This window comes from uncultured Boseongicola sp., from assembly GCF_937988555.1.
Classification (GTDB): Bacteria; Pseudomonadota; Alphaproteobacteria; order Rhodobacterales; family Rhodobacteraceae; genus Boseongicola.
In genome coordinates, this window is record NZ_CALJXO010000339.1 from 1 (window position 1) to 4,780 (window position 4,780).

Genomic DNA, 4,780 nt, shown 5'->3' on the forward strand with positions numbered 1-4,780 from the left:
ATATGTTGTACTTCGCGCAAATCTCCTGAACCCGCTCCCAATACCCTTCCGGCGGCGTGATCACGCCGCCGCCCGCCGTCACAGGCTCAAGACACAGCGCGCCGACGGTGTCCGGCCCCTCGCGCAAAATGACCTCTTCGATCGCGTTTGCAGCCCGAATTCCATAGTCGGCCACGTCGCCGAATTGGCTGCGATACTCAAGACAATGCGGGACCTTCACAAACCCCGGCGCAAAAGGTCCGTATTGCGCATTTCGCTCGTTCTGACCGCCCGCCGACATCGTCGCCAGTGTTGAGCCGTGATAGTCGCGGTCCCGATATAGAATTTTGTATTTCTTGCCATCATAAAGCTTGTGCGAAATCTGACGCACCAACTTGAAGACTTTCTCATTCGCCTCAGATCCCGAGTTCACATAGTAGACGCGGCTCATACCCGGCATCTTGGAAATCAGCTTTTCTGCAAAAATCGATCCTGGGATCGACCCTGCCGAATTGGCAAAGTAGTTCATCTTCACCAACTGATCGCGCACAGCATTGGCGATACGCTCGCGGCCGTAGCCCACGTTCACAGTCCAGACGCCGCCCGACACACCATCAAGGTGTTCCTTGCCGTTTTGGTCCCAGACCCGCATCCCCTTACCTTCGACGATGATCCGCGGATCATTGGACTCAAGAGATTTATGCTGCATCAAATGATGCCAAAGATGCGCCCGGTCGGCCTCCACAACTTGGGTGAGGTCATTTTTGGTTATCTGCGTATTCACGGCGTTTCCCTCGCTTTAAATCGCATCCGAATGCGGCTTGACGGTTTGTTTTGCTTCATTCCAAAAATACACGTTAGGGCCAGTCGCTGTTCGGGTATAGAGCCAGTACAAGACTTTTGAAGAGAGCCTTCAGACCAGACTGAACGTAAAACTGGCCTTAAGCGCAACAAGATTACTGGACCTATGGGCTTCCATTTCTATCCGTCTATAGTATCCCCCGGTGAATGAAATCGGGTCAAAAAACAAAAAACCCGGGAACCTCAGGGAAGAATAGTATGAAAACGAAAATCACTCTCGGCTGCACCGCAGCCGTCATGGCGATGATGGCCTCGGTCAACGTAGCCAAAGCCGCAGACGAGATCACAGTTGCGTATTTCCTCGAATGGCCAATGCCGTTTCAGTACGCCAAAGTGACTGGCGCTTACGATGAAGCAATGGGCATCAAGGTCAACTGGGTCAGCTTTGACACCGGCACAGCAATGTCCGCTGCAATGGCATCCGGCGACGTGCAAATATCCGTCAGCCAAGGTGTACCACCTTTTGTGGTTGCAGCCTCTGCGGGTCAGGACATCCAGATCGTCGACATCGCCGTGTCCTACTCGGACAACGACAACTGCGTCGTACGCACTGATCTTGAAATCGACAAGATGAGCGCAGGCGAACTAGCCGGCAAAAAAGTTGCTGTACCACTTGGCACCGCCGCACATTTCGGTTTCCTGAGCCAGATGGCCCACTTCGGCGTTGATGTTGCATCGCTGGAAGTTGTTGACATGGCGCCTGCGGAAGGAGCTGCTGCTCTTGCTCAAGGGGCGATCGACATGGCCTGTGGTTGGGGTGGCGCGCTGCGTCGCATGAAGGAAAGCGGTAACGTTCTCCTGACGGGAGCCGAAAAAGAAGAAATCGGCATTTTGGTGTTTGACGCCACGACTGCACCAGCGAACTTCATCGCTGAAGAAGGCGAATTGCTGGCCAAGTTCCTGAAAGTGACTGCAGATGCAAACGCAATCTGGAACGCTGGTGGCGCCGATGCCGACGCAATGATACCGGTCATCGCAAAAGACGCTGGTATGGATGAAACTGCAACAGCCGAAACGCTGGCAACCTTCAAGTTCCCATCCGTTGAAGAGCAGCTGGGTGCGGCATGGTTCGGCGGTACGGTTCAAAGCTCGATGAAAGGCGTTGCAGACGTTTTCGTTGCTGCTGGTTCCATTGACGGTGCGCTTGATAGTTATGCGCCAACGATCAACACAAGCGCGTTGGTTGCTGCAAACGCAATGTAATCGCAAAAACTATCGGCCCGGCGCAGGTTTTACTCGCGCCGGGCCTTTATCTTATGCACAGTAAATGATGTGCCGCCGGACTCGCTTTGCTCACAGCCCGGCCAAATGAAGAACAAAAATAATCAGGGAGGCCGATTATGTCTAGTCTTGTGCTCGACAATATTTCGATGCGGTTCGACTTGCCGAACGGCAGTCATGTGCAAGCCTTGCAGGATGTCTCTCTCGACATTCAAAGCGGCGAGTTGATGAGTGTTCTTGGCCCCTCGGGCTGTGGCAAAACCACTTTGCTGAATATTGTTGCAGGCTTCTTGGCCCCGACATCTGGGACCGTGCAGCTGAACGACCACGTCGTCACCGGCCCCGCGCAAGAACGTGGCATGGTGTTCCAAAAAGGTGCTTTGTTCGAGTGGATGGATGTACGCGAGAACGTGGCGTTCGGTCCGAAGATGAATAAGGTTCCCAAATCCGAATACAGTCCGAGAGTAGATCACCTTCTTGAGGTCGTCGGATTGGCAGACTTCAAAGACAAAGCGATCTATGAGCTATCCGGCGGCATGCAACAACGTGTTGCCCTAGCCCGTTGCCTTGCCAACGACCCCGACGTCATCCTCATGGACGAACCCCTTGGCGCCCTTGACGCGCTGACACGTGAAAAGATGCAGTCGCTGGTCCTTGATCTTTGGAAAGAGACAGGCAAGACGATCATTCTCATCACGCACTCGGTTGAAGAAGCCCTTTTGTTAGGAGAGCGACTTATTGTAATGGCCCCCCGCCCTGGGCGCATTCATAAGGAATACCGCCTGCCATTCGCAGAAATGGGCGTCGGCGCTGACTTGCGCGAAGTAAAACACCACACCGAATACAATGAGACCCGTGAGGAAATCCTCAACATGATCTGGGATATGGAAGATGAGATCATGGGTCGGTCGGAGGACGCGGCATGATCATTCTTTTAATCTATATCGCAATCTTTGTGGCTGCCTTCTTTGCAGTCCAGTTCGTGAACTCGCGCATGGATGCCTCACGAGACTTCACGTCTCTTAAAACCGTAACCTTCGGCGACGAAAGTGCGGTCACACCAAATCGCGCCGCGTCTTTCATCTCAGTTATAGCGATCTTTTTGATCTGGGCTGCCTTTACCGGTTCGAAACTAACTCCAATCCATGCGCCCGGCCCGTTCGTTGGCGACTCGTCCTTCAGCTACACGGTAAAAACGAGCGACGGACAAACCGACGACGCCGAAGTTTCCTTTCGCGTCTTCAGGGTTGGTCAAGAAGTCGAGGCCCTTGAAGTTGATCCAGGCGACGGGTTCGCGAAAAACGATAGTGACATTGTCGGCGCTTGGCGCTCGAAACTGATCCGCGTCGACGCAAACGATGAAATTGGCCGCAAAGAAGGAGCCGCAATCGTTGCGATCGATGGTAAAGCCATCGCGCCCGGCGAGGAAGTCTCGGTCGCTAGTGGCGCCGTTTCAATGACGTCCAAAGGCACACTCAACTACAAGCCTGCAAAGGGCTGGCAAATGGAGCCGATCTGGCTTCCATCTCCCGAAGCGGTTTGGGGCCGGCTTGTCAGCATCTCAAGCGAAGGGTACCAGAATTCGACGCTTATTGAGCACCTTGGGTTCTCGCTTTTTCGCGTTGTTGTTGGCTTTATCTTCGGCGCGCTCGTTGGTATCCCACTTGGATATGCGATGGGTCTCTCGGGTTGGTTCCGTGGTTGGTTTGATCCGATCGTTGAGTTTATGCGCCCTGTCCCACCTCTCGCTTTGATCCCGCTTGTGATTATTTGGGCTGGCATCGGTGAAACCGGCAAGATCATCCTTTTGTTCCTTGCAGCACTTTGGATCATGACCATCGCCGCCCGAGCGGGCGTGTCTGGCGTCAACATCACAAAGGTGCACGCGGCCTACTCTCTCGGCGCGTCCAAATGGCAGATCATGCGTTACGTGATCATGCCGAATTCGCTGCCGGAGATTTTCACCGGCGCGCGAGTTGCCATGGGCGTCTGTTGGGGCACGGTTGTGGCGGCAGAGCTTGTCGCTGCGGAAAAAGGCGCGGGCATGATGATCATGGTCGCCTCGAAGTTCCAGCTAACCGACATCGTGATCATGGGTATCATCCTGATCGGGGTCATTGGCTACGGCATCGACATCCTGATGCGCAAGGCCGAAGACTATCTCGTGCCTTGGAAAGGTAAGTCCTAAATCTGGACCTAGTATCTGGACCGATTCTCGTGCAGGATCGGTCCAGATATGGTCATACACCTCGACACATTCTTTCTGGAACCCGACCCCGACAGCACGCTGCAGCACCGGATCAAACGCGCAGTCGTGGAGGGTATCCTTTCCGGCCGTTACCGCGCTGGCGAGCGCATGCCATCCAGCCGGATGCTGGCCAAACATCTGAGCATCAGTCGGATAACAGTTACCATCGCCTACACGGACCTTGTGGCAGATGACTATCTCGTAGCCCGTGGTCGTTCGGGATATTTCGTATCGGAAACTGCCCCCAGCTCTCCCAATTTCGAACTGTCAAAAGACGAAACCGACGGCAGTTTCGACTGGGCTCGAGTTCTCAATCACCGCCCGCCGCCGGCTCGCACAATCACGCGCCCCGACGATTGGCAAAGCTACCCCTACCCGTTCATTTACGGACAATCCGACCAGTCGTTGTTCGACCATCAAAACTGGCGCCTTTGCGCGCTTCAGGCCCTCGGGCAAAAGGACTTCGCCGCG

Annotated in this window: 5 protein-coding genes; 4 read left to right on the forward strand and 1 reads right to left on the reverse strand. The window is 54.5% G+C overall.

Going from position 1 to position 4,780, the window contains the following annotated elements; genetic code table 11:
* The coding region (locus tag Q1B15_RS20015; protein ID WP_299757225.1) for an aminotransferase class III-fold pyridoxal phosphate-dependent enzyme at nt 1-763 on the reverse strand (763 nt) is incomplete at its 3' end.
* Nucleotides 764-1,038: 275 nt separating this feature from the next.
* Between Q1B15_RS20015 and Q1B15_RS20020 the strand changes: the two genes are divergently transcribed.
* The 4 genes from Q1B15_RS20020 to Q1B15_RS20035 form a co-directional block, all read left to right on the forward strand.
* Nucleotides 1,039-2,043, forward strand: a complete 1,005-nt coding sequence (locus Q1B15_RS20020) for an ABC transporter substrate-binding protein (protein WP_299757227.1) — start codon at nt 1,039-1,041, stop codon at nt 2,041-2,043.
* Between the two features lie 137 nt (nt 2,044-2,180).
* On the forward strand, nt 2,181-2,987 hold the full coding sequence (locus Q1B15_RS20025) for an ABC transporter ATP-binding protein (RefSeq protein ID WP_299757231.1): 807 nt from the start codon (nt 2,181-2,183) through the stop codon (nt 2,985-2,987).
* The gene (locus Q1B15_RS20030) at nt 2,984-4,249 is read left to right on the forward strand and encodes an ABC transporter permease subunit (protein ID WP_299757233.1); all 1,266 of its coding nucleotides are present in this window, start codon (nt 2,984-2,986) and stop codon (nt 4,247-4,249) included. The genes Q1B15_RS20025 and Q1B15_RS20030 overlap by 4 nt, the downstream gene beginning before the upstream one ends.
* A 48-nt stretch (nt 4,250-4,297) precedes the next feature.
* Nucleotides 4,298-4,780 (forward strand): GntR family transcriptional regulator (locus tag Q1B15_RS20035; protein WP_299757235.1); only part of this gene is annotated, 483 nt, incomplete at its 3' end.

Excerpts from the sequence above, each read along its gene's own strand:
- Q1B15_RS20025 (WP_299757231.1), top strand. The coding sequence starts at position 2,181 with ATGTCTAGTCTTGTGCTCGACAATATTTCGATGCGGTTCGACTTGCCG.
- Q1B15_RS20030 (WP_299757233.1), top strand. The coding sequence starts at position 2,984 with ATGATCATTCTTTTAATCTATATCGCAATCTTTGTGGCTGCCTTCTTT.
- Q1B15_RS20020 (WP_299757227.1), top strand. The coding sequence starts at position 1,039 with ATGAAAACGAAAATCACTCTCGGCTGCACCGCAGCCGTCATGGCGATG.